The organism is Rhizobium leguminosarum bv. viciae, assembly GCF_012276115.1.
Taxonomy (GTDB): domain Bacteria; phylum Pseudomonadota; class Alphaproteobacteria; order Rhizobiales; family Rhizobiaceae; genus Rhizobium; species Rhizobium leguminosarum_T.
On record NZ_WIEU01000004.1, the window covers coordinates 314,721 to 338,202 of the forward strand.

A 23,482-nucleotide genomic window follows, 5' to 3' on the forward strand; every position below is an offset into this window, starting at 1 on the left:
CGCTTTTTTGGATGCTACTCAATCGCGCCTAACCTTTTGCATTGACAGCGACGGTCGCACCGTTCTTGCGACCGGTTCGCGGGCGACATTTTCGTCCGGCTTCCTCTGACGAAGCTGGAGCCGGCGGAAGTGTTCAAGGCCGTCGAGGCAGCGGAGAACCGTTCCAGGGTGCAGGCCGATCTTCAGGCATTCTCGGCCTATGATGGCGGACAGTAAGGCCGCCTGAGGTGCGCTCGCTGCATCATCGGACGTCCATCAGCAGGCCGTTCTCGAATGCCGTCTTTTCGTGAAGCGTGTGCAGAATGACGAGCGGGGCTGCGAGCAGCGCGGCGAGGATGAAAGCGGAGAGGAAGTGTCTCGTCAGGAGACGAAGGATTGGTCGGATCATCTTGATCTCCAGCTGCCGCGAATATTCTTGTGCTGGACCTCAACAATTGCAGCAGCATGACCGGCTGCCTTGCAAGCTCCGCAATGCTGCCGCAACCCTTGTGGCGGACAGAGGGGAGAGCGAGACAATGGACGGGCGATGCGGATACTGCTGATAGAGGATGAAAGGGAGCTGGCCGAGGCGCTGTCGGTCGCACTCGGCAAACATGGGATCGTCACCGACCACACCATGCATCTGGCCGACGCCGTCGAGCTGACGCGGCAGAACCTCTACGATGCAATCCTGCTCGACCGGCGCCTGCCCGACGGGGAGGGGCTGAGCTTCATTCCGGAGCTCAGGCGGACGGGCAAGGACACGCCTATCATTGTGCTGACGGCGCTGAACGAGCCGAGGCAGCGGGTGGAAGGGCTCGATCTCGGCGCCGACGACTATCTCGGCAAACCGTTTCTGGTTGAGGAGCTGATGGCGCGGCTGAGGGCCGTGCTGCGCCGCCCGCCGAGCCTTGCCGAATTGAAGATTACGGCCGGGCGGCTGGTGATCGACCCGCTGCACCTGAGCGTCACCGTCGACGCTACGCCGCTCGATCTCCCCCGACGCGAGCTTCTGGTGCTTTCAGCACTCGCAAGACGCAAGGAGAAGACCGTGCTGCGCTCGACGCTGGAAGCGGCGGTTTACAACTACGAAGAGGAAATTCGGTCGAACGCGCTCGACGCGCATATCTCGCGGCTGCGCAAGCGGCTGATCGACGCCTCCGCCGGCGTGACGATCCACAATATCCGCGGCGTCGGCTATCTCATGAAGGAAGAATGATGCGCGAGGCGACCAAGTCGAACCTTTCACTCTGGTGGACGCTCAGCTGGCAGCTCAGTATCGTTTTCGTGGCTGTTGTTGCGACGGTGATCATCGGGCTTTGCATTTACGCCACCAGCATCCTCTCGCCCAATGAAGGAATGCAGGTTCAGCTGACTGCAGCCCTCGAGGAAGCTCTTACGCGTGACTCGCAGGGCAGGATCGCCATAGCGGATAGCCCGCGTCTCAGGTCGTTCAAGGCTGAGAACAACAGGCTCTGGTTTTTCGTTGCAACACCCAGTGGAGAAACGGCCTCCTACGGCGTAATACCGGCGCCCTATGCGGACCTAGCCCGGTACGTCTACCTCATCAAAGACGCCGACCTACGAGGGGCGTCTGGTACGACCGAGGTCGCCTCCATCGACCGTGTCGACACGGTCGATGGAGAGTACAGAGTGATGTACGGCGGAAACGCCAGCAGAAGCTCCGCATTTCTGGCAATACTCGGCAAAACCTACCTCATTTACACACCACTTTTGGCCATCGCTTTGCCCGGGGTTTTTCTAACGATCCCCCGCGTCGTAGCGCGCGCTTTGGCGGGCGTGAAGGATATAGCGAGCAAGGCATCGGAAATCGAACCCCGCCGGCAAGGAGCCCGATTGCCGGTGGATGGTATTCCCACGGAAATCGCACCATTGGTGATTGCTTTTAACGGAACGCTTGAGCGGCTTGAGAACGAGTTTAAGAAACGCCAACGTTTCCTGCTCGATGCGGCGCATGAGCTGCGGACGCCGATCGCTATCATGCAGACGCGCATCGACGGCATGCCCGATGGGCGCGAGCGGCAGCGGCTGCTTGACGACGTGGCGCGGCTGGCGCAAGCGGCCGAGCAGCTGCTCGATTTCGAGCGCAACGATCAGGCGGCCGATCTCGACGAAATGGTTGATCTCGTCGAGATCGCCCGAATGACGGTTGCCGATCTGGCGCCGCTGGCGATTGCCGCCGGCTATCAAATTTCGTTTCAGAGCGAGGTCAAGAGCCTGAAACGCAAGGGCAGCCCGTCGGCGCTACCGAGGGCGGTGAGCAACCTCGTGCGCAATGCCATCGACCACGGAGGCAACAGCGGCATGATCACGGTTTCTGTGTCAGACTCACCTTCCGGCGGCGGGCGGATCATGGTCGCCGACGAAGGGCCGGGTATTCCGGCCGAACATCGGGAGCTGGTGTTCGAGCCATTTTATCGCGTCACCCCGAAGAGCAGGGGCGCCGGTCTCGGCCTCAGCCTCGTCAAGCAGGTCGCCGCAAACCATGGCGGCGAGGTCAGCATCGAGAGCAGCGATGTCGGGACGCGGGTGATGATCGAACTCGCATAGGTCAAGGCTTGCTTGAGCAGCATCCGCCCTGATTCTGATCAGCAAAGGCTCTGGGAAGCGAACTGTAATGTTGCGGCAATTCTCGACCGGCACTTTCGCCCGACACTAGAGCGCCGCGCGTCCGACAGGATACGCCAAGGACGCTCTAGCGTTTTAAACCTGCGCATAATCCTTTCCGGAAATCGATTTCGATTTTCGGGGTTATGCGCTATCGGCGACGGAGGCCATACAGCGTGCGCAGCAATTCATTCCCATTTTCCTTCCCCGTGGGGTCGAGAGGTTTGTGCCTCGCTCTGCCGGTGGCGTTCGCCATGGCCGCGGCCGGGTGCAGCTCGGTGCCGCTAAAGGAGGCCGGCACGCTTTCTTCCTATGGCAATCTCGGCGCGCCGAAGGGCAAGTTGTCGAAATCGCGCGTCTATGTCGATGGGACGCGCCTTAGCCCGGCAAAGACGGTGAGCATCGTGCCGACGACCTTCGCCTTCAATGCCGCGACCCGCGTCAAATCGGACGCTGACCGCGTGATGGTGGCGAACGCTCTGGACCGGGCGCTCTGCATTTCGCTCAGCGACAAATACCAGTTGGTCTCTGCCGGCCAGCCGGCAGACCTGACAATCCGCTCCGTCGTCACCGACATCGTGCCGACCAACAAGGCGATGGCGGGTGTTTCGACCGTGGTGACCGTCGGCACCGGTTTCATGCTGCCGGTCAGCGTGCCCCGCCTGCCGGCTGGCCTCGGCGGATTGGCGGTCGAGGCGGAGGCAGTCGACAGCGGTGGCGTACAGCGGGCGGCGATCGTCTGGTCGCGTGGTGCAAACTCGCTGCAGAACAACCCTCGCGTTTCCGAAGTCGGCGACGCCTATAGCCTGGCTTCGAAATTCAGCAGCGAGTTTTCCCGCATGTTGATCAAAGGCAAGGAGCCGAAGGGACTGGATGTCTCGCTGCCCTCAGGGCAGCGGATGAAATCCTGGTTCGGCGGAAAGCCGAAATACGCCGCCTGCGACGCCTTCGGCCGGCCGCCCGGACTGATGGGCGCCGTGGCCGCCAAATACGGCGCGCCGCCGCAGTGGACCGAGAAGAAGCCAAAACCGGCCGCGACCTATTGAACGAGCGTTCAGCCGCAACCCCCGGCTGACGGGACGGGCGGGGAGAGGCCGACAAGCCTTGCTCCGCCCCTCCTTCACCATGCGGACGATTTTGATTAGACCGGATCCCGGAGCTGTAGCCAGAAATACAGTTTGATCCGATCGAGTCTGTTCGGCATAGGCATCAAAAAGCCCCGCATCTTGTTGCGAGGCTCGTTGCTAAATGGTGGACCGGTTAGCGGCACTGGCGGCGCGGGCCGTAGTTCGGCTGGTAGGTATTGTCATAGGCGCGGTAGGACCGATAACGGCTGTAGCAATAGTCCGCATGCGAACTATAGGCACGTGCGCGCGGCTGCGAGGCGAGGATACCGCCGATGATGGCGCCGGCCGCCAGACCGCCGATGATGGCGCCGGTATTGTCGTGGCGGCGATACCGGCGATCGTAGCGACGATCCCAGCCATAGCGGTCGTCGCGGTAGTAGTCTCGGTCGCGGTAGTAGTCCCGGTTGCGATAGTGGCGCTTGCGATACCACCTGCGATTATTGCTGAACTGACCCGGGCAGTTGGTGAAGTTATTGCAGCCAACGGTCATGATGCGGGCATCGGTGCTTTGAGGCGCCGGCTGCGCCGATTGCACCGGGCCCGGCACGAAAGCCGGGCCTGCCGAGGCCGGCATTCCGGAGAAGGCCGTCGCTATCGACAGGGCAATGATGGCGAATCTGTTCATTTCACTCACCTTGGGTAAACGGATGTATCGAGGGGATAACGCAGGGGAAGGGGAATGGTTCATTTTGGGAAATTCAGCAACAAGTTCAAATTGAAAGTAGATAGTCAATTGGATCTTTATGGATGGGCTGCATCAATGACCGAGATGTAACAGCACTCCTGTGCATGTCGGAAGGATTAGCATGCGGCTCTCCAGAATTCTCGGTGTTCTCTGTCTCTCGACGAGCTTGGCGATTGCACCCCTCAACATCACCTTCACCGATTTATCGCCTGCTTTCGCCAAGGGCGGCAACGGCGGCGGCAATGGTGGTGGCCACGGCGGCGGTGGCGGTGGCGGCGGCGGTGGCGGTGGTGGCCACGGCGGCGGAAACAGCGGCGGAGGTCATGGAGGCGGAAGCAGCAATAGCGGCGGCGGAAAGGGCAGCGCCAGCTCGAGGGGGAAGACAGAAAATGGCCGGACCGGAAGCACGGGCAAGGCCGCTAAGACGAAATCGGCCAAGCAGACTGTCAGTACGAAGGCCACGTCCAAAAAGACGACCATCGCCAAAGCGCCTGCGACAAAACCTGCAAAGAAGCCAGCAGCAGAGCTTGCCGGTCTCAATTCGCTGAAGCGCAACTTCCATGCTCTCATGAAAACGGCTGATCCCCGGATGGCCGCGATTGCCGCGTTCAGCACGGCGTACGCTCAATATGAACTCACCAACGGAGTGGCGCCACCGGCCGACGATCCGGTATTGGGCGATGCCGCCCTGACTGCGGCGCTGGCCGCCGCAACCAAGACAGGCACGGTCACGCCGGAGGCTTTGGGCTGGGCACAGGAGACACTCGGTGTCGGAACAGCTATCGGAACGATCGACCAGATGAGAGACGCCTTGGCGGCAGCCGCCCCGACACCGGAAACCCCGGCAGCAGAGACCGAGATAGCGACCGGCGAGACGGCCGACGGGAGCGCGACGACAGACTCGGTCGCGGCTGAGGAAACCTCTGAGACTGGAATGGAAGTCACAGCGGACACCACTGAAGCCGCCCAAAGTGTTGACCAAACCGAGACCTCTGCCACAAGCACCGAGACGACAACGAACCCGTAATCCTCCTTGAGGAACCTTGGGATTTGCCGAATTCATTGCCCCTTCGACGACGGGGCAATGCTGCTTGTCGTTGGCGACATGGCGCTGGATCAGGCCACTGCGCGACATGCTTTAGGTCGTCTCGCGGGCGCTCCAGAGCAGCCTGAGGCCGAGCGCCCCGAGGAAGAGGCCGGTGATGCGGTCGATCCAGCTCTTCATGCCGATATAGAATGTCCGGATGCGACCCGACCCAAACAATATCGCGACGATCGAATACCAGGAGAATTCGTTGAGGAAGACGATGGCAAACAGCGCGATCGTCATCCAGAGTGGGGCTTCGGCCGGCAGCATCGAAACGAAGATCGAGCCGAAGAACACGGCAACCTTCGGGTTGGAGAGCTGCGTCAGCAGTCCCTTGAGGAACGGATTGACGGCGCCATCTCGATCTTCGATGACAAGCGGCTCGCTCGCGTGGCGGAAGATCTGAAAGGCGACCCAGAGAATGAAGAGGGCGCCGGCCACCTTCATGACGAAAAACAGAGTGGGCAGCGCGTGGAACAGCATGTTCAGCCCCAGAAGGGCGGCTAACGCCCAGAGGAGTGAGCCGGAGCCGAGGCCGAGCGCCACCTTGACGCCATCCGAACGCGAGCGCGCGGCTGCGGTCTGGGCGGTGATCAGGAAGCTCGGCCCGGGCGATATCACGGCGACCAGCTGGACGAGGCCGATGGTGAAAAGGCTGAAGAGATGGGCGGTGAGGGAATGCATGGCGGGTTCCTTTGCTGGCGGGCATTGGGGCGTCAAGCTCGGCGATTACACTGTCGCGCGCGGACGCGACACGGCCCAGGTGGGGTCGGCGCCGAAGGGATGGTCGAGGAAGAAATACCAGGTGCCGTCTTCGCCTTTGCGGTGCACCTCCATGCCGTGATGATGGACCTCGACCGGCCTGCCATCCTGGTCCTGCCCGGTGATCAGCCATTGCGAGCGGGTCATGGCGAAATCGCCCGAAACGGTGGTGTGGTGGGTGACGACGTCCATATGCGGTTTCAGCCCGATATAGGCGGCCATCGTGGCGCGGATGGCATCGGCGCCGCGGGCGATCGTGGTGCCGCCATGCACCTCGTCGACCTGAACGATCGAGGCGTCGGGGTGATAGAGGGCGGCTGCGGCTTCGATATCCTGATCGTTGAAAGCCCGGGCAAGCCAGAGGTTGCTGAGTTCGGGATTGGGAGAGCCCATGGAATATCTCCTTTTCTGTGTTTGCTGAAGGGCTAACCGCAATGCGCGGCATCGGCAATCTGTGAGTTTGCAGTCTCGGGATGCACCTGCGCACAGGCGGGCGCCTCGCCCAAGCGGGCCTTCCCGCCGCGCCGGCCGATCGGTTATAGATGAGGGATGGCGCAAAATCATCGACATCTGGACTGGAACGACCTGCGCTGCGTTCTGGCGGTCGCCGAACATGGCGGGCTTGCGGCGGCGGCGCGCGCGCTCGGCGTCAACCATACCACCGTGCTGCGGCGGGTAAACGCCTTCGAAGAAGCGCAGGGCCTACGGCTTTTCGAACGGCTGCCGAGTGGATATCTGCTGACGCCAGGTGGCGAGGAACTGCTCGCCTCCGTGCGGCAGATATCATCGCTTGTTACCGATCTCGAGCGGCGGCTGACCGGCCGGGACCTCAGGCTGGAGGGCGTGCTGCGCGTCGCAACGACCGATACGCTGGCCTCCAGTATCCTGCCGCGGCATCTGGCGGCGTTTTGCGTCCGCTATCCCGATATCGTCGTGGAACTGGCGGTCGGGAACCTGCCCGTGGATCTCGTGCGCCATGATGTGGATGCTGCGATACGGCCGATGGCCGGACCATCCGAGACGCTGATCGGTCGGCGCGTCTCCGCGGTGGCCTTCGCAATCTATGCCGCGCAGGGCGCCGAGACGAGGCCGTGGCTCGTGCCCGACGACACGCTTGCCGGCACCGTTGCCGGCCGCTGGGTGCGCGCGTATGTCGACCCAAGCGAAATCGCCGCGCGCGCAGATAGCCTGCTTACCCTGCGTGACCTCGCGATTGCCGGCGCCGGACGCACGATCCTGCCGTGCTATCTCGGCGATGTGGTGCCGGAGAGGCTTGTGCGGCTGGGGGAACCGCTGCCGGATGCTGTGTCCGAACTGTGGCTGCTGATGCATGCTGATCTCAGCCGGACGGCACGGGTGCGGGCTTTCAATACGTTCATGGCAGGCGCCTTGGCGGGAGAACGGGATTTGCTCGAGGGGCGTCGGGATCGGTCTTCTCGCAGTAGGTAGCGTTAACGCAACAGACATCTCAGGGTGGTAATTCCTTCCAAACAGAGCTTGGCTACTGGTGGCGGTCGATGCCACCGGGGCGCGTCTTGCAGGGGACTGGAAGAATGCTGAATTGGCGCGTGCGGCGGACGGCCCTGATCCTTGGGTTGGGCCTGATTTTGTCGATAAGCATCTACGGTCAGACATCGCGTGACAGCGGGCGGGCCGTCAACAACATCGTCCTTACATCCGATCCCGACAGCAACCAACGGATCGATGCCGGTGCGGGCGACGATGTGGTGTATGGTCGAGGCGGACAGGATGAAATCCGGGGTGACGAGGGAGATGACACGCTCTACGGCAACGAGGATGACGATCTTCTGACCGGCGGCACCGGCAACGACACCTACGGCTATGCCCGCGGCGACGGCAACGACACCATTGTGGAAACGATCGAGGATAGCGGCAATGCCGACACGCTGATCTTTTCCGATATCGGCCCCGGCGATATCGGCCTTCGCCAGGAGGGCGACAATCTCATCATTGCGATCAGGATGAGTGCGGCAGATGCCGCCAAGAACGTATCAATTCTCGAGGAAGCGAGGCTTGCGGCCAAGAGCGACGGCAGGCTCATCTGGGCGCTTGAAAGGACTGCAGCACGTATGGCCGCGGGCGGGTCTATCCTCATCGAGTCGGGACGATCAGGTGGTGATAAGGGGATCGAAAGCATCAGGTTCAGCGACGGGACAATCTGGTCGAAGCAGGACATCGCCGCGCATATCAGTGTGGTTCTGCCCGAGGGTATTGCCGGCACTGTCGGCCGGGAAACTCTAGAAGGCACGAGGGGCGACGATCTGATCATCGGGTTTGAAGGAAACGACACGCTTTCCGGATCCTTTGGCGACGACACCTATGTCTATGCCAGCGGCCACGGCTCCGACGTCATCGATGACATCGTCAACATGTCGAACGAGATCGACACACTTCGCCTAACCGATCTCACCGCTTCCGACGTGATGTTGCTGCGGGATGCGGCAAAGCTGATGGTGATCGTCAAACCCACGGGCGCAGTGATCACCGTCGAGAAGCAGTTCTTGGCCGAGGGCTATTGGGGCATTGAAAAGATCGAATTTTCCGATGGAATGTCCTGGGACAGGGACAAGATTCTTATGCGCTAGGTGCTGAACCTGAATGACTGCGCCGACCCCCATCGTCGTGTGTTCATGCAGCGGCGGCGCAAGTTTCTGCGCCCTGGGTCTCCATGTGCGTTCGGTGCCGGTAAATGGCGGGAGTAGTCGGTCCGCCCTTTGTTGTGCTAACGTGAGGCGCTATCAGGCTCACCTTGCACCGGCCAGCAACCGAAGCTGGTTCTCGTCGTGCACACCCTGGCGGTAAAGCTCGATGATGAGGGCGCCAAGACGGTCGGCCTCCTTGCCTGCTCTGTCGATCTTTAGCCCGCTACAGAGAGCTTCATGGACACGCCTGCACACATCGAGGTCTTCCGAGGCGAGCGGTTCGTCACGCGTGCTGAACAGCTTGTCTGACATCGCAATCTGCCCTTTTTGGATGCCGTGAATTGCTTTCGTGGAAAAAAGATAATTTCGCGATCTTTGCTCTGCAAGATGGGCGAAGGTCCGAAATTCAAAAAACAATTTTGGCCGCGCGAGAAGATGCGGGCGAGGGCGGCGGCACGAGATGAGACCGATCAAGGCGTCGGCCGGACGGATGGTGTGAGCGTGAGATCTACTTGGTTGCGGGATCCTGGCCGCTTTGTTGCGCCAGGCGCAGCTCTTTCAGCCGCTTGGTTTTTTCGCGGCGGGCCCGCTGCTCCGCCTCGATGGTTTCCTTGGCGGCTCGCTCGGTGTTTTCGAAACGATCCTGCCGGTAAGCCTTTGATGAGGGTTCACGTTCTCTTTTCATGGCCGCTAAACGCAAATCGGCGAAAACGGTTTCATGGGAAAATGAGTCACTGGCCGTCAATCGATCGACATGGCCGGCGTGCCTACGTATGGAGTCACAGCCATAACAGCAACCGGGCGCCTCGTCGGCGCCCGGCAACATCACGGATCAGCCCTTGATGAAGGCGAGGATGTCGGGGTTTATGATGTCGGCATGAGTGGTGCACATGCCATGCGGGAATTTCTCGTAGACCTTCAGCGTGGCGTTCTGCAGGAGCTTGGACGAGAGCAGGGCAGAGTCGGCGATCGGCACGATCTGGTCGTCGTCGCCATGCATGACGAAAGTCGGCACGGTGATGATCTTCAGGTCTTCGGTGAAGTCGGTTTCCGAAAAGGCCTTGATGCCGTCGTAATGCGCTTTGGCGCCGCCGATCATGCCCTGGCGCCACCAATTGTTGATGACCGGTTCCAGGACCTTCGCGCCCGGCCGGTTGAAGCTGTAGAACGGACCGGCCGGCAGATCGTAATAGAACTGCGCGCGATTGGCGGCGAGCTGCTTGCGCAAGCCATCGAAGACTTCGATCGGCAAGCCACCGGGATTGGCTTCGGATTTTACCATGATCGGCGGCACGGCGCCGATGATCACCAGTTTGGCGACACGGCCCTGCGGCTGACCATGGCGGGCGACATAATGGGTCGCTTCGCCGCCGCCGGTGGAGTGGCCGACATGGACCGTGTTCCTGAGGTCGAGATGCTCGACAACGGCTGCGGCATCGGCGGCGTAGTGATCCATATCGTGACCGTCGCCCACCTGGGTCGAGCGGCCATGGCCGCGCCGGTCATGGGCGATGACCCGATAGCCCTTCTCGAGGAAGAACAGCATCTGGGCATCCCAGTCGTCGGAGCATAGCGGCCAGCCGTGATGGAACATGATCGGCTGGGCGCTCTTCGGCCCCCAATCCTTGTAGAAGATTTCGACGCCGTCCTTGGTGGTAACCGTGCTCATCTTTTGGCTCCGTTGGTTGGGTTGGTTGGATTAATGCGGTCAGAAGTTTGCGCTGTTGCCGGCAGAATTGACAAGGCCACGAGCGCCGTTGGGCCGGAGGCTAGGGGCAAGAAGGTCGCGCCTGATCAACCCGAATATATTATTGAATGCTTCTTTCTATTCTATTGACATGACAGAAGTTTGTATGTTTCCGCGAGGATGGGTGTGAACCCGCCCATTTCGCATGGCTGCTTTGCACTGCGAACATTCTTTTAATCCACGGTATCTCGGCTGTTGGCTGCCTCAGGCTAGTCCGTCAGGGGCGCGGCGAACGTCTGTAATGAGCCATTTTTTTAATATTCGTTCAATATATCCGTCCGGGTAGTTCAATATATCTGTCCGGGGTAGGTGGGCTCCCGTTCTGCCGCCGCGTGCATGCTGCTGCCGGCGCTCACTTGAACGCGGTTCATCGCCCAACCATCTAATCCTCATACAACAGCGCCATGGCGGACCGTCGCAACCGCGACGGCTTTGCCGGCGGCGGGACGGCCGTTATTGCCGCCTGAGGATCAAATAATGGGTTACATGGATAAGGACATAGCGCCTCAGAATGATGGGGCGCTGATCGATGCCTATTCGCAATCGATCGCAGCCGCAATCGACATCGTCGGGCCGGCAGTCAGCCGGATCGAGAGGGTGGGCGGCCGGCAGGGGCACGGGTCGGGTTTCGCCGTCTCGCCTGACGGCCTGATCATCACCAACAGTCACGTCGTCGACGACGCCAAGGTGGTCCGCATCACCACGCCTGACGGCTTCGTCACCGAGGGCCGGGTGTTGGGTCGCGACGTCGATACGGATATCGCCCTCATTCGCGCCAATACAAGCACCGGCGCCTGGGCGAAGCTCGGAGATTCTCAGCGCTTGCGCAGGGGCCATATCGCGATCGCGATCGGAAACCCGCTCGGCTTCGAATGGACGGTTACCGCCGGCATCGTCTCGGCGCTCGGCCGGTCGATGCGGGCGGCCAGCGGCCGGCTGATGGAGGATGTGATCCAGACCGATGCGGCGCTCAATCCCGGCAACTCGGGCGGGCCACTGGTGTCTTCGGGCGGGGAGGTCATCGGCGTCAACACCGCCGTCATTCAGGGCGCGCAGAGCATCGCCTTTGCCGTGGCATCGAATACGGCCAATTTCGTCGTTTCAGAAATTCTCCGCTATGGGCAGGTCAGGCGCGCCTTCATCGGCATAGCAGGCGATACGATCGTGCTGCCGCGCCGGGTGGCGCTTGCGGCGGGCACGGTGCAGACGACATCCGTGCGCATCCGCCGCGTCGAGCCGGACGGGCCGGCGGCGAAGGGAGGCCTGCAGGAGGGCGATTATATCCTCGCCATCGACGGCAGCCCGGTCGGCGGTGTCGATGATATCGTCCGATTGATGGATGGCAGCAGGATCGGCAGGGATACGGAGATTTTGGTGTTTTCGGTGGCGGGCCGGATCGAGAAGAAGATCTTGCTGCCGACGGCGCGTTCATGACGTCGCACTTCGGCGTCATGACAAGGCGTCGCTTACGTCAGGCGCTGACCGCCTCCTGCTCGGTCCCCGAAAAATCCACTGCCGCAAAGGCTGCCGCCAGCACCTCCGGCCCAGCGCCGTTTTTCGCGGCATCGGTGGAGAGGATCTGGCGGTAGCGGCGGGCACCGGGCAGGCCAGTGAAGAGGCCGACCATGTGGCGGGCCACGTGCTGCAGCCGGCCGCCGCTGGCGATGTGGCGTTCGGCATAGGCCATCATCCGGTCACGCAGCGCTTCCCAGTCCGGTTCGGCCGCAGGCGCACCAAAGAAGCGCTGGTCGATGTCGGCAAGGATCGCGGCATTCTGATAGGCGGCGCGGCCAAGCATAACGCCGTCGACATGGGCAAGGTGGGTTGCCGCCTCGTCGAGCGTGCGGATGCCGCCGTTGATGCCGATGAAGACGTCGGGCCAGCGCTGTTTCATCCGGTAGACAATCTGGTAATCCAGCGGCGGGATTTCGCGGTTCTCCTTTGGGCTCAGGCCCTTCAGCCAGGCCTTGCGCGCATGGATCCAGATCGCGTCGGCGCCGGCGTCTAGAACGCGGGTGATCAGCTCGGGCAGCGCCCGTTCCGGTTCCTGCTCGTCGACGCCGATCCGGCATTTCACCGTCACCGGCACGGTTGCAACCCCTTTCATCGCCGCGATGCATTCGGCCACCGTCTCCGGCGTCAGCATCAGGCAGGCGCCGAAGGTGCCCGACTGCACGCGGTCGGAGGGGCAGCCGACATTGAGGTTGATCTCGTCATAACCGTGGGGTTCGGCGATCTTCACTGCCTCGGCAAGCTTTGCCGGGTCCGATCCGCCGAGCTGCAGCGCCAGCGGATGCTCGGCGGCGTCATGACCGAGCAGCCGGTCGCGCGGGCCGTGGATGATCGCATCGGCCACCACCATCTCGGTATAGAGCAGCGCCTCGCGGCTGATCTGCCGGTGGAAATAGCGGCAATGCCGATCCGTCCAGTCGATCATCGGGGCGACCGCAAAAATCGGCCTCTTCTGCGTCATCGACGTTCCATTGTTCCTTGTTACCGGCGCCACAGCGCGGCGCCGTCACCGCCGCATGGGCGGGCATCCATAATGCGCGCATATAACACCTGCCAATGCGATCGACAAATGACCGCCGATCACCACAAACAGAAACGGCGCCCCTTGCGGAGCGCCGTTCATGCCGCCGAAGCGATGTCTGACTTACGAAGCCGAGATGTTGACAGCCTTCGGGCCCTTGCCCATGCGGTCCGGCTCGGTGTCGAAGGTAACCTGCTGGCCTTCGCGCAGCGACTGGATGCCAGAAGCCTGCAGCGCAGAGATATGGACGAAAACGTCCTTTGCGCCGCCGTCCGGCGTGATGAAACCAAAACCCTTGTCCTGGTTGAAGAATTTTACGGTGCCCTTGGTGGCCATTGGGATCGTCCTTTTCCCTTAGTCTGTGTAGTATCCGCGCCCCCGAGAGGAAGCGGACGGCTTTAGCTTTCGCCCCGATCGATTGAGACGAAGGGTCAGTCGGAGAAGTCACGTACGGGGAAAGAACGTCTACGTAGGCGGGTAGTCCCGCGCCGCCTTCCAAACGGAAGGGATTACCACATCAGTCCAGTCACCGGCATGCAAATGCCCGAGTAAGTCAATTCGTGCCAGCATTTCGGGCAAAAAGCAAGCGGGATTATTGTGGCATGCCCGCATCGATACCGGGAAATGCCGAAGATTCAGATACTTGACGATGGGTTAACGGATTCTTGCACGCCTGTGCCATATCGGGATTCCGTGCCGAAACGGGATGAGCGGCAGATTCGATAGCCGGGCAGGGATTTCGTGGGGCGGTCGGGGCGGCGGGCACACCGATCAGTCTTCATGGTGAGGCGGATCGCAGAGTCTGCTCTCCGGTGTTCCTCGCGCCGTCTTTGCTCCGCCCTCATTCTGAGGTGCGTAGCCCGCAGGGCGAAGCCTCGAAGGACGGGGGCGGCCACCGGCGCCTAACCTTCGATTTGCATAGGGGGCTTTGTGGAATGCAGGTGGGAGGAGCTTCCACGCCCGCCCTCGTGGTTCGAGACGGCCCCTTGGGCCTCCTCACCATGAGGGCTCTCTTCCGCTCCATCCTCATCACGGGCGAGATCCCTCGAGGCCGTCCACTTACTGCGCATCACCCAGCAACGCGCTCAGGCTCCACGGATTATCCCCTTTTTGGTTCGCAATGTCGTCGACCTTCCAGCCGCCGTGTTCGCGTACCAGGGTGTAGAAGAGCGTCACCTCTTCGCCGTTTTCGAACTCCACCTCCACCTCGGCCTTGTCATCCAGCAGGATCGGTTGGCCGATCCTGACGTCGCTGGCCGCGCCGTCCTGACCTGCGATGACGGGATCGAAGTCGATCGCGCCGACATCGCCTTCCGGCGTGTTGTCGAGATCGGTCTGAAGGAGGTCGTTCAGGTGGTCGGAGAAGAAGGTCGAATAGGGCGAGGGCGCCTCGGCGTCGCTGTTGTCGGTGTCGTAGCTGTAGAGCGCCTTGAGCAGCGCCTTCGGCGTCTTGTAGGTCTGCGCCGATGCAGGCAAGGCTGCGACCGCCGACACGGCGAGGGCGAGGATGAATGTGGGCAGGCGCATGCGGGCTCTCCTCGGATAAGCGGTGAAACATAGCGGAATCAGGCGCTGAGGTGGAGCGGCATTTTTGGAGGGGTATCAGGGTTTGGCTCGGCCATCGCTGCTTATGAAAGGCTTCGCGCTTGCTTGTGGCAGGCGCCCGGGCGAAACTTCCAAATCAAGCTGGGGAGGGTGAGATGAAATGCATCGTCGGATTCTTCATGACCAAGCCTGGAAAGCGCCATGCCTATCTGGCTGCGGCTCAGAACCATCTCGATCAGAGCCGGCTCGACCCGGATTGTCTCTATATCGAGCTGGTACCGATGCCCGAGCATCCCGACAAGATCCTGCTGGCCGAGGCCTTCACCAGCGAGGAAGCGCATCGCCGGCACGAGGATACGGATCACATGCGCGAGTTATGGGCCGTCGGCCCGACGCTGCTGTCGCATGTCGTCATCGACAATGTGATTTCCGCTGAGGTGGAGCATATCGACGAGCGGTTTGACTGATGCGTGCCTGATTTCGCGCAGCCACCCATCGGTGGGGCTTGCACGACTGCAAGTCCCACCTCGGTGCCCGGCAATTCTGTCGCGGCTAGATCAATGCCTCGTGCGACAGCGCAAACGACGGCTCGAAGACGTCCTTCACGGCAAGCGTGAAATCGTGGCTGGTGACGTTTCCGGCCGCGTCGTAGGCTTCGGCGGTGAAGGTCAGGCTGTGGGTGCTTTCGTAGTCGATCGCCGCCTTCGTCTGGATCTTGTTGCCGACGAGCTTGAAGATGCCGTCGGCATCATCCGTCAGCCGCCACTTCACCGCGCCGCCTTCCGGATCGCGCGCCGAGAGAAGGCCGACCGAGGTGCCGATCGCGATATTCTCGGAGACCGAGCCGCGTGAGAAGGCGAGATTGGTAGGCGCCTTGTTGACGGGTCCTTCGTTGACGTCGAGGACATTGATCGTGATGTCCTTTTCGACCGTGACCTTGCCGTCGGAGACTGCCACCTTGATCGTGTGCGACTTGGCCGTCTCGTAATCCAGAGCCTTGGAGGTGACGATGCGGTTCCCATTCAGCCGGAAGTGATCGTCGGCGCCGTCGATCAGCTTGTAGGTGAGCTTGTCACCGTCGGCATCGTGAGCGCTGAGCAGGCCGAGGGTGGTCCAAATTGGGGTGCTCTCGGAGACAGAGGTTTTCGAGAGCTGGAGATTGATGGGTGCGGTATTAGCGTCGGGTGTGAAGGTGCCCTCGGCGAAATCGTAGACACCATCGGTAAAACGACCGATTTGAATGTCGCGCAGCGTGTCCACACCCTCCTTGGCGCTCGTCAGAATGTGATCGCCGTTGTTCATCGCGAAGGTGTAGTTAGCGAAATTGCCAGCGAAGACTGCCGTGTCGATGCCGGCACCCCCAAACAGCGTGTCGTTGCCGGCGCCGCCTTCGAATTTGTCGTTACCTTCGGTCCCGAAGAAGTAGTCATCGCCGCCGCCGGTCTTGACGTCCAGGCCAAAGGCCTCGCCGTAAATGTCGACATGGCGGTTTGCCAGCTCGTCGGAGAGATCGGCATGGGCAATGTCCGTTAATATCAGTGAGAGGACATCGTTCTCGTAACCCGTTTTGTCGTAAATGACGATCTTGTCGAAGCTTTCGAACTGCGCGGCCGAAGCGAAAACCCCAGCTGCTGCCGTTTCAAGAATTTCGACGTTTTTGATCGTCAAGCCGGTAAGCCCAATGGATTCCATGCCGGGGTCCAATGTCGGCTCGATGACACGCAGCGTATCCGTGCCGGCGCCGCCATCGATCAATCCGGAAAGCGCGGAAGAGTGTGACTGCAAGTTGATGGCATCATTGCCATCGCCGGCGTCAATGTCGAAGGCCTCAGGGGCGGTGGACATATTATCCCCATCGGTGATCTTGTCGTCGCCCGCGCCACCTCTGATGATGTCATCGCCGGCTTTTCCATTGATGATGTCGTTGCCCCCATTACCATCGAAAATGTCGTTGCCGTCGGTGCCCGTAAAGTCGTCGTCGCCGTTGCCGGTCTTGACGTCAATGCCGGAGACATAACCGGAAATGAAAGCCCCGCGATCTCCCAGTTCCTCGGAAAGATCCAGATGGGCGCTGTCCGTCAATGCCAATGAGGGCCGATAATCGTCGGCCGGATTGGCCGAGTAGGCGATCTTATCAAAGCTTTCGAACTGAGCGCTCGAACCGGCAACCAACCATCCCACCGTTTCAAGGACTTCGATGTTTTTGATCGTCAGGCCCCTGAGCGAGGAGGCTTGCAGAGTATCAAACCCGGCACCGCCATCGATTGTTCCGGAAACCAGTGGACTGAACGTCTCCACGGCTATGGCATCGTCGCCGTCGCCTGCATCGATGTCGAAGACCTCCGGGAGAAAGCCGCCAAATCCACCGTCGGTGATTGTATCGTTGCCGTCGCCGCCGATCAATTTGTCGTTGCCGCCATTACCAATGATCGTGTCGTTGCCGGCGCCGGCGTCGAAAATGTCGTTGCCGTCGGTTCCCGCGAATTGATCGTCGCCGCCGCCGGTCTTGACGTCAATGCCGGAAGCGGAGCCGCGAATGCTGGCCGCACCGTTTTTCAGTTCGTCGGAAAGATCGAGGTGGGCGCCGTCCGTCAATGACAATGAGGCGGGAAAGCCCTCGCTCGGATCGCTCGAGTAAACGATCTTGTCGAAGCTTTCGAACTGCGCGGTCGAACCTGATACCACCGATCCCGCCGTTTCAAGGACTTCGATGTTTTTGATCGTCATGCCCCTGAGCGAGGAGGCTTGCAGAGTATCAATCCCGGCGCCGCCATCGATTGTTCCGGAAAGCCCCCCGGTTCGCAGGGTTATGGCGTCGTCGCCGTCGCCTGCGTCGATGTCAAAGACTTCCGGGGAACCGCTGAAGAAATCACCATCAAAGATGATGTCGTTGCCCGCTCCGGCCCTGATGACGTCATTTCCGGCATCGCCGAAGATTTCATCGTCACCCTTGCCGGCGTCCAACCTATCGTCCCCGGCATTGCCGTTGATGTAGTCGTTGCCATCGCCCGTGTCGATAACGTCGTTGGCGGCGGTGCCGATCACATTGTCCTGAGTGCTTCCGGTGGTGAAGTCAATACCGGATACGTCGTTATTGCCAGAGATGTAGTTTCGGTCTCCTGCCAACTCGTCGGAGAGATCGAGATGGGCTCCGTCCGTCAAGACCAAGTTGACGGAGGAATCGGAGCTCGAACCGGTGATCTTGTCGAAGTATTCGAGTTGCGCGGTCGACGCGGTAACTCCGAATATCCCTGATTGGAGGATCTCGACGTTCTTGATCGTCAGGCCCGACAAAATGCTGGCTTGCAGCGTGTCGGTGCCATCGCCGCCGTCGACTGTTCCTGATATCTGGAGGAAAGTGTCGTTGGACAAAATTACGGTGTCGTTGCCATCGCCCGCATCGATATTGAAGACTTCAGCGACATCGGAAAAATAATAACCATCGCTAATCGTGTCGTTACCCGCGCCACCATTGATGACGTCATTGCCGACGTCGCCATAAATCTCGTCATTGCCGTCACCGCCATTCAGCGTGTCATCACCAGCTTGACCGTTGATCAAGTCGTCGCCGGCGCCTGTCGTGATTACATTGTCGCCGCTCGAACCTACCACGTTCGCGGAGACGGTGCCCAGTTCATCGGCCAGATCTGCCACGCCGGAATCCGAGACCTGCAGATCGACCGAAGCGAGAGGATTAGCGGGGGAGTGGCGAACAACATCGTAAGCTTCGAACTGGGCGCCGGTCTTGGTAATAATGGCGCCGTTCGTGTCCAGAATATTCAAGGCCATGTTAAACTTTCTAGAAGATGCGTTGGACTCTGCAAGAACGGCTTGTGTCTTTATCTGCCGTTCCGGATGGAGAAGGTTCGTGCGGGAGAGCAGTCGCCTTATTCGGAGAGACGGCGGCCGCAGGTTGGAAGGTGGGGCAGTGTTCGGGACGCATGTCTGCGTCCCGCGGCAGTGTTGCGACTAGATCAACGCCTCATGCGACAAGCTCGAAACCGACGGCTCGAAGACGTCCTTCACGGCCAGCGTAAACTCGTGGCTGGTTGCATTTCCGGCCGCGTCGTAGGCTTCGGCGGTGAAGGTCAAGCTGTGGGTGCTTTCGTAGTCGATCGCCGCCTTGGTCTGGATTTTGTTGCCGACGAGCTTGAAGATGCCGTCAGCATCATCGGTCAGCCGCCACTTCACCGTGCCGCCTTCCGGATCGACGGCTGTGAGAAGGCCGACCGAGGTGCCGATCGCGATATTCTCGGAGACCGAGCTGCGCGAGAAGGCGAGATTGGTCGGCGCCTTATTGACGGGGGCTTCGTTGACGTCGAGGACGCTGATCGTGATGTCCTTTTCGACCGTGACCTTGCCGTCCGAAACAGCCACCTTGATCGTGTGCGACTTGTCTGTCTCGTAGTCGAATTCCTTCGAGGTGACGATGCGGTTGCCCTTCAGCCGGAAGTGATCATTCGCCCCGTCGATCAGCGTATAGGTGAGGGCGTCGCCATCGGCGTCCTTGGCGCTGAGCAGGCCGACCGTAGTCCAGATCGGCGTGTCCTCTGAGAGGGCGGTCTTCGAAAGCTGGATATTGGTCGGCGCGGCATTGCCCTTCGGCGTAAAGGTTTCCGTGGCAAAATCGTAGACGCCGTCGGCAAAGCGCGCTAATTCGACGTCTGTCAGCGTATCCGTCCCTTCCCCAGCGCTCGTCAGGATGTGATCGCCATTATTCAATGCGAAGGAATAATTGGCGAAATTGCCGGAGAAGATTGCCGTATCGACGCCGTCGCCGCCATTGATGGTGTCGTCGCCGGCGCCACCGGTCAATTTGTCATTGCCGGCATTGCCATTGAGGATATCGTTGCCGCCGCTGCCGTCGAAAATATCGTTGCCGTCGGTGCCTGTGAACTCGTCGTCGCCGCTGCCGGTCTTGACGTCAATGCCGAAGGCATGGCCGTCGATGAAAGATCCGAGTTCTCCCAGCTCGTCGGAGAGATCGAGGTGGGCGCTGTCCGTCAGTGCCACTGAGGCGCGAAAATCGCCGAACGGATCGGTCGACCAGACGATCTTGTCGAAGCTTTCGAGCTGCGCGCTCGATCCGGCAACCGACCATCCGGCCGTTTCAAGAATCTCGACGTTCTTGATCGTCAGGCCCTGGAGCGAGGATATCTGCAGCGTATCGATCCCGGCGCCGCCATCGATCGTTCCGGAATTCATTGGAGCGAATGTCTCAAGAATTATGGCATCGTTACCGTCGCCCGCATCGATATCAACCACTTCAGAGGCAAGGCCAAAAAGCTCACCATCGGAGATCGTATCGTTACCCGCGCCGCCTCTGATGATGTCATTTCCGATGTCGCCCCAGAGCCGGTCATTGCCGTCACTGCCATTCAGCGTGTCATGGCCATCCCCGCCATGAAGCTGATCGTTTCCGGCCCCGCCGTTCAGCGTGTCATTGCCGTCACCGCCATTGATATTGTCATTGCCGGCGCCTGTGGTGATCGCATTGTCGCCGCGTGAGCCGGTGATATTGGCGGAGCCCGAGCCCAGTTCGTCGGAAAGGTCTACCGTGCCGGAATCCGAGATGACCAGATTGACCGCGACGAGAGGGTTGGCTTCGGAGTCGCGGATGACGTCGTACGCTTCGAACTCGGCGCCGGTCTTGGTAATCGTGGCACCGTTCGTGTCCAGGATATTCAGCGGAGTACCCGGCTCGGTGCTGTTGAGCGTGAAGCTTTCCGTCGCGAAGTCGTAAACGCCATCGGCAAAGCGCGCGAATTCGACGTCTGTCAGCCTGTCCGTGCCTTCCAGCGCGCTCGTCACGACACGGCTGCCATTGTCGATCGCGAAGGAATATTCGGCAAAATTGCCGGCGAAAACAGCCGTGTCGATGCCGGCACCGCCATTGATGGTGTCGTTGCCGTCGCCGCCGGTCAATTTGTCATTGCCGTCGTTGCCATTGATGAGGTCGCTGCCGCCGCTGCCGTCGAAAATGTCGTTGACGTCGCTGCCCGCAAACTCATCGTTGCCGTCGCCGGTTTTGACGTCAATGCCGGAGAAGCCGCGGACAAGGGTCCCGAGATCTCCCAGTTCGTCGGAAAGATCGAGATGGGCGCTGTCCGTCACTATCAGTGAGGGATCAAAATTAAAGACCGGATCGGTCGACCTAACGATCCTATCAAAGCTCTCGAACTGTGCGCTCGAACCGCTAACCTGGAAATCTGCCAATTCAAGCACTTCGACGTTCTTGATCGTCAGGCCCCGGAGCGCCGAGGCACGCAACGTATCGATCCCGGCACCGCCATCGATCGTTCCCGATATCAGTGGAGCGAATCTCTCAATGGTTATCAAATCGTCGCCGTCGCCGCCGTCAATGTCGACGATTTCTGGTTGGAGGCTGCCATCAGGTCCGGACACAAAGCCAAAACCACCATCAGTGATCCTGTCGTTGCCGTCACCGCCGATCAATTTGTCGTTGCCGGCATTGCCGTAGATCGTATCGTCACCGCCGCCGCCGCTCAGCGTGTCTGCGCCGTCGCCGCCCGAAATCGCATCGTTGCCGGCGCCCGTCGTGACCGTGCTGCCGCCGCTCGATACCGTCACGTTCGCCGATACCAAGCCCAACTCGTCGGCCAGATCTGCCGCCGAGGAATCGGAAACGGTGAGAGTGACGGGCGCGGAAGGGTTGGTTTCGGAGTTGCGGATAACATCGTAAGCTTCGAACTCAGCGCCGGTCTTGGTAACTGTGGCGCCGTTCGTGTCCAGAATATTCAGGGCCATATTAAACTTTCAAAGATGCGTTGTATTCTGTAAAGCGAGGAATCTCAGAAGAACTGTTCTTACTGGTTCAACGGACGACAACCCTTTGGGGATCTATGCCAATCCGCAACTAAGTTTTCAATGGGTAATTGTGTTTTTTTATTGCTTTTTTAACGGAAAAGTAAGCTTAAACACGAAGTTAGCAGTTGGAATTAGGGTACTCTTGGTGATATTTTAGTCTTTTATATCATATAAGTTCGCGGAATAGCTGTGGGAAAGCTGGCTGTAAGCCGGTCTGTTTCAACATTGCCGTTGAACGTCATAGTTTGGAGTACTTCGCGCGCGGCCGCCGGCTTTATGCCAGCTTGATGAGGCCTGCTTCCGTGGGTCTGAAACCGCAGGCGCGATAGAAGCCAGTCAGGTGCGGCTCGAAATCGACATGCAGCCACTCTGCACCCCGCTCCCGCGCAACCTGCGTCGCTTCCCTGACCATGCGCGTCGCGATGCCTTGCCTTCGCATGTCGGGATGCACCGATGTATCGAGGATGAAGGCGTGGATGCCTCCATCCCAGGCGACATTGACGAAGCCGACGAGACGGTCGTCCTGATAGGCGCCGATATGGGCGAGGCTGCGGGACAGGATGGCGGTGAAATCGTGGTTGTGCGGGCTGTCCCAGGCGGCGGAAAAGAGGGCGTTCAGTTCGGCGGCGGAGGGGAAGGGGTCGATGCGCAGGTCCAGCATGGGCGGTTCCCTTCCTTTAGCGGGCATGGAGGTCTTCCTGATCAAGGGCGGGCGACGTTGCAGGCTCACTCCGTCACAGTGACGAGCCGGCCGTCGCGCCGCTCGAAAATCCTGTCGGAGAGAAAATCGACGCCGCGGTGTTTCGCCATGTCGATCAGCTGCCGGGCCGTGATCAGCGCGGAGGGCGCTTTCCGGTCGATCACGGCGACCTCGTCGCGCTGGCTCAGGATCAGCAAGGCGCCATCCGGGAAATTCTTGTCCACCATCGCCCAGAATTCATCCGTCAGCACGATGGCCGGCGTCAGCGGTGGGTTGTCGTCGATCCGGTAGGCGATCATGTGATCGTTGACCCGTTCTTCCTGGAGCTTCGACATTTCCCGCAGAATATTGCTCTGCGCGGCCTGGCGGATCTCGGCGACGGAGCGTTCGCCGAGATCGGCGCGCGAGAGCCCGACCAGGCTCTGCGGCGTGTCCAGCTGCAAGACGATCGCCACGTCGCCGGCAAGTTCCTCCGCCAGGGACGTTGCCGCATCCTGTTCATTCGTAGGCGGCTGCCGGAAGCGAATATTGGCGAAGACATGTTGCAGGTCGAGTTCCGGCCTGCGGACGGTGACGAGAATGCTCTGCACGAGGTTTTCGATGGCGGCCTCGCGGTCCAGATCGTTGCGGAGCGTATAAAGCCTGCCGTAGACGTTGGTGACATCGACCGTCCCCGTCACGGCTTCTCCCCCGCCATTGGCAAGCCGCACGCGGAGAGCGGCGGGATTGCTGGCGTCGATCGCAACCTCTTCGACCTCGGGCTCGCTGCGCAGGCGCGCGGCAACGGCGTCGCGCAGCTGCGCCAGCGTTTCGGGCGGCACGGCAGAGACGGGCTGTGCTTGGGAGCGGAGGCCTATTTTGGAGAGAAGGGTCTTGAACATGTCGGCATTTCCCTGATGTGTCGTGTCCGCGTAAGCTGCCGCCGGCGTCAGGATCAAGGCGAGGCAGGCTGAAAGATTGATGATCCGCTTCCTGGCCTCGGGCACCCGCGAAGGAGACGGCAACCGTCCGGCCGCCGGCCGAAGTGCGTTGCGGCGAACCGGATTCACGCTACGCGTTTCAGGCGTTCGTTCATGCATGTCGTCCCCCGAAGCCGCCGCGACGGCCGGCCGCCAGCAGAAGCTAGGGCAAAGCTGTTGCCGATCAATGACGGATGCGGCGCATCAACCGGAAGAGGCGGCGGGCCTTATGCCAGGTT

General features: G+C 60.6%; 22 protein-coding genes and 1 pseudogene. 9 read left to right on the forward strand and 14 right to left on the reverse strand.

The genetic code is table 11. The annotated features are described in order from the left end of the window. Window positions 1-69: 69 nt before the first annotated feature. Window positions 70-226, forward strand: a pseudogene (locus GFM02_RS35045) (NAD(P)H-dependent oxidoreductase); the annotation flags it as partial. A 15-nt stretch (window positions 227-241) separates the two neighbouring features. On the opposite strand, the gene GFM02_RS09985 reads toward GFM02_RS35045, so the two are convergent. After that, window positions 242-388: a hypothetical protein gene (locus GFM02_RS09985; RefSeq protein ID WP_012757973.1), complete on the reverse strand. Its 147-nt coding sequence runs from the start codon at window positions 386-388 to the stop codon at window positions 242-244. 138 nt (window positions 389-526) lie between these two features. On the opposite strand from GFM02_RS09985, the gene GFM02_RS09990 reads away from it, so the two are divergent. The 3 genes from GFM02_RS09990 (at window position 527) to GFM02_RS10000 (ending at window position 3,653) form a co-directional block, all read left to right on the forward strand. Continuing rightward, on the forward strand, window positions 527-1,198 hold the full coding sequence (locus tag GFM02_RS09990; protein WP_168271224.1) for a response regulator transcription factor: 672 nt from the start codon (window positions 527-529) through the stop codon (window positions 1,196-1,198). Continuing rightward, on the forward strand, window positions 1,198-2,550 hold the full coding sequence (locus GFM02_RS09995) for a sensor histidine kinase (protein ID WP_168321574.1): 1,353 nt from the start codon (window positions 1,198-1,200) through the stop codon (window positions 2,548-2,550). The genes GFM02_RS09990 and GFM02_RS09995 overlap by 1 nt, the downstream gene beginning before the upstream one ends. 203 nt (window positions 2,551-2,753) lie before the next feature. Beyond that, entirely contained in the window at window positions 2,754-3,653 is a 900-nt protein-coding gene (locus GFM02_RS10000; RefSeq protein WP_168271222.1) for a DUF3313 domain-containing protein, read from the forward strand. A 214-nt stretch (window positions 3,654-3,867) separates the two neighbouring features. Here GFM02_RS10000 and GFM02_RS10005 read toward each other — a convergent pair whose 3' ends face one another. Then, window positions 3,868-4,359 carry a BA14K family protein gene (locus GFM02_RS10005; RefSeq protein WP_168321575.1) on the reverse strand — a complete coding sequence of 164 codons (492 nt, stop codon included), beginning with the start codon at window positions 4,357-4,359 and terminating at the stop codon, window positions 3,868-3,870. A 181-nt stretch (window positions 4,360-4,540) separates the two neighbouring features. Between GFM02_RS10005 and GFM02_RS10010 the strand changes: the two genes are divergently transcribed. Continuing rightward, window positions 4,541-5,446: a hypothetical protein gene (locus GFM02_RS10010; protein ID WP_168321576.1), complete on the forward strand. Its 906-nt coding sequence runs from the start codon at window positions 4,541-4,543 to the stop codon at window positions 5,444-5,446. A gap of 111 nt (window positions 5,447-5,557) precedes the next feature. On the opposite strand, the gene GFM02_RS10015 is transcribed toward GFM02_RS10010, so the two are convergent. Further along, the gene (locus GFM02_RS10015) at window positions 5,558-6,190 is read right to left on the reverse strand and encodes a LysE family translocator (RefSeq protein ID WP_168271219.1); all 633 of its coding nucleotides are present in this window, start codon (window positions 6,188-6,190) and stop codon (window positions 5,558-5,560) included. A gap of 45 nt (window positions 6,191-6,235) precedes the next feature. Continuing rightward, complete coding sequence (locus GFM02_RS10020; RefSeq protein WP_168271218.1) at window positions 6,236-6,661, reverse strand: YybH family protein; 426 nt, start codon at window positions 6,659-6,661, stop codon at window positions 6,236-6,238. Window positions 6,662-6,817: 156 nt separating this feature from the next. Between GFM02_RS10020 and GFM02_RS10025 the strand changes: the two genes are divergently transcribed. Together GFM02_RS10025 and GFM02_RS10030 are read left to right on the forward strand one after the other, a co-directional pair. Beyond that, window positions 6,818-7,717: a LysR family transcriptional regulator gene (locus GFM02_RS10025; RefSeq protein ID WP_168271217.1), complete on the forward strand. Its 900-nt coding sequence runs from the start codon at window positions 6,818-6,820 to the stop codon at window positions 7,715-7,717. Between the two features lie 104 nt (window positions 7,718-7,821). Continuing rightward, window positions 7,822-8,874, forward strand: a complete 1,053-nt coding sequence (locus tag GFM02_RS10030; RefSeq protein WP_168321577.1) for a calcium-binding protein — start codon at window positions 7,822-7,824, stop codon at window positions 8,872-8,874. A gap of 159 nt (window positions 8,875-9,033) precedes the next feature. Here GFM02_RS10030 and GFM02_RS10035 read toward each other — a convergent pair whose 3' ends face one another. The 3 genes from GFM02_RS10035 to GFM02_RS10045 form a co-directional block, all read right to left on the reverse strand. After that, window positions 9,034-9,243 carry a hypothetical protein gene (locus tag GFM02_RS10035; RefSeq protein ID WP_168321679.1) on the reverse strand — a complete coding sequence of 70 codons (210 nt, stop codon included), beginning with the start codon at window positions 9,241-9,243 and terminating at the stop codon, window positions 9,034-9,036. A gap of 196 nt (window positions 9,244-9,439) precedes the next feature. After that, the gene (locus tag GFM02_RS10040; RefSeq protein ID WP_410056133.1) at window positions 9,440-9,760 is read right to left on the reverse strand and encodes a hypothetical protein; all 321 of its coding nucleotides are present in this window, start codon (window positions 9,758-9,760) and stop codon (window positions 9,440-9,442) included. Between the two features lie 3 nt (window positions 9,761-9,763). Then, on the reverse strand, window positions 9,764-10,600 hold the full coding sequence (locus GFM02_RS10045) for an alpha/beta fold hydrolase (protein ID WP_168271214.1): 837 nt from the start codon (window positions 10,598-10,600) through the stop codon (window positions 9,764-9,766). Window positions 10,601-11,155: 555 nt separating this feature from the next. Between GFM02_RS10045 and GFM02_RS10050 the strand changes: the two genes are divergently transcribed. Continuing rightward, window positions 11,156-12,112, forward strand: a complete 957-nt coding sequence (locus GFM02_RS10050; RefSeq protein WP_168271213.1) for a S1C family serine protease — start codon at window positions 11,156-11,158, stop codon at window positions 12,110-12,112. Window positions 12,113-12,149: 37 nt separating this feature from the next. Here the strand turns inward: GFM02_RS10050 and dusA are convergent, their stop codons facing one another. The 3 genes from dusA to GFM02_RS10065 all read right to left on the reverse strand — a co-directional run bounded on the left by dusA (window position 12,150) and on the right by GFM02_RS10065 (window position 14,738). Next, window positions 12,150-13,151, reverse strand: coding sequence for a tRNA dihydrouridine(20/20a) synthase DusA (dusA, locus tag GFM02_RS10055; RefSeq protein WP_168321578.1), 1,002 nt, complete (start codon window positions 13,149-13,151; stop codon window positions 12,150-12,152). A 183-nt stretch (window positions 13,152-13,334) separates the two neighbouring features. Next, entirely contained in the window at window positions 13,335-13,547 is a 213-nt protein-coding gene (locus GFM02_RS10060) for a cold-shock protein (protein WP_003540801.1), read from the reverse strand. 723 nt (window positions 13,548-14,270) lie between these two features. Next, the gene (locus tag GFM02_RS10065; RefSeq protein ID WP_168271211.1) at window positions 14,271-14,738 is read right to left on the reverse strand and encodes a DUF3828 domain-containing protein; all 468 of its coding nucleotides are present in this window, start codon (window positions 14,736-14,738) and stop codon (window positions 14,271-14,273) included. 173 nt (window positions 14,739-14,911) lie between these two features. On the opposite strand from GFM02_RS10065, the gene GFM02_RS10070 reads away from it, so the two are divergent. Further along, a complete protein-coding gene (locus GFM02_RS10070) occupies window positions 14,912-15,223 on the forward strand; it encodes a putative quinol monooxygenase (protein WP_168271210.1) in 312 nt (103 codons plus the stop codon). Between the two features lie 85 nt (window positions 15,224-15,308). Here GFM02_RS10070 and GFM02_RS10075 read toward each other — a convergent pair whose 3' ends face one another. The 4 genes from GFM02_RS10075 to GFM02_RS10090 all read right to left on the reverse strand — a co-directional run bounded on the left by GFM02_RS10075 (window position 15,309) and on the right by GFM02_RS10090 (window position 23,165). After that, the gene (locus GFM02_RS10075; RefSeq protein WP_168271209.1) at window positions 15,309-18,545 is read right to left on the reverse strand and encodes a cadherin domain-containing protein; all 3,237 of its coding nucleotides are present in this window, start codon (window positions 18,543-18,545) and stop codon (window positions 15,309-15,311) included. A 180-nt stretch (window positions 18,546-18,725) separates the two neighbouring features. Beyond that, a complete protein-coding gene (locus GFM02_RS10080; RefSeq protein ID WP_168271208.1) occupies window positions 18,726-21,524 on the reverse strand; it encodes a metal-binding protein in 2,799 nt (932 codons plus the stop codon). 334 nt (window positions 21,525-21,858) lie between these two features. After that, window positions 21,859-22,245: a GNAT family N-acetyltransferase gene (locus GFM02_RS10085; RefSeq protein ID WP_168321579.1), complete on the reverse strand. Its 387-nt coding sequence runs from the start codon at window positions 22,243-22,245 to the stop codon at window positions 21,859-21,861. Window positions 22,246-22,310: 65 nt separating this feature from the next. After that, entirely contained in the window at window positions 22,311-23,165 is an 855-nt protein-coding gene (locus GFM02_RS10090; protein ID WP_168321580.1) for a hypothetical protein, read from the reverse strand. Between the last annotated feature and the right edge of the window lie 317 nt (window positions 23,166-23,482).